The 622-nt window shown below is 39.7% G+C and carries 1 pseudogene; it reads left to right on the forward strand.

From position 1 onward, the window contains the following. Positions 1–159 precede the first annotated feature (159 nt). Positions 160–622 (forward strand): annotated as a pseudogene (locus ACTQWB_RS18730) (tyrosine-type recombinase/integrase); the annotation flags it as partial.

Below are 622 nucleotides of genomic sequence, written 5' to 3' on the forward strand. Positions count from 1 at the left end.
TCTGCTGAAAAATCATGCCGGCATCGATGATGTAATGGATGCACTTGGTCATCGTGATCCGACAAGCGTAATGAAATACCTTCTTCTGGATGATGAAAGAAGCAGAAAATGTGGATTATCATTGTCAGACATCGGACTGATGCTGGAAGGAGGTCTGTAATGAAGATTCTCGGATATGAATATCAAAGCTGTTTTGCTCCGTATATTAAACAGTTTCTACAGGAAAAGCGGTCTGTTGGATTCTCTTATGAAACTGAAGAATGGAAACTGAAACATTTTGATGATTTTTGTGTAAAAGAATCCGTTATACAGCCGTATCTCAGCAGGGAACTGGTCAAAAAATGGGGGACATTGCGTGAAGGGGAAGCATTATCTACCTGTTCAGCACGTACTTCTATCATCCGTCAGTTTGCGTTATTCATGATCTCCCTCGGTGAGGAAGCATATATTCCGTCGAATTTTTATAAATGTGAAAAAAGACTGGTGCATATCTTGTCAGATGATGAAATATCAGCATTCTTTCATGAAATCGACAGTTATTCTCCAGAGATAAAAGTGCCCTCGTTTTTGCGTCTGTCTACAGAGTATAAAGTGATCTTCAGATTGATCTATTGTTGTGGCC

Source organism: Blautia sp. HCP3S3_H10_2 (assembly GCF_052122375.1).
GTDB lineage: Bacteria > Bacillota > Clostridia > Lachnospirales > Lachnospiraceae > Blautia_A.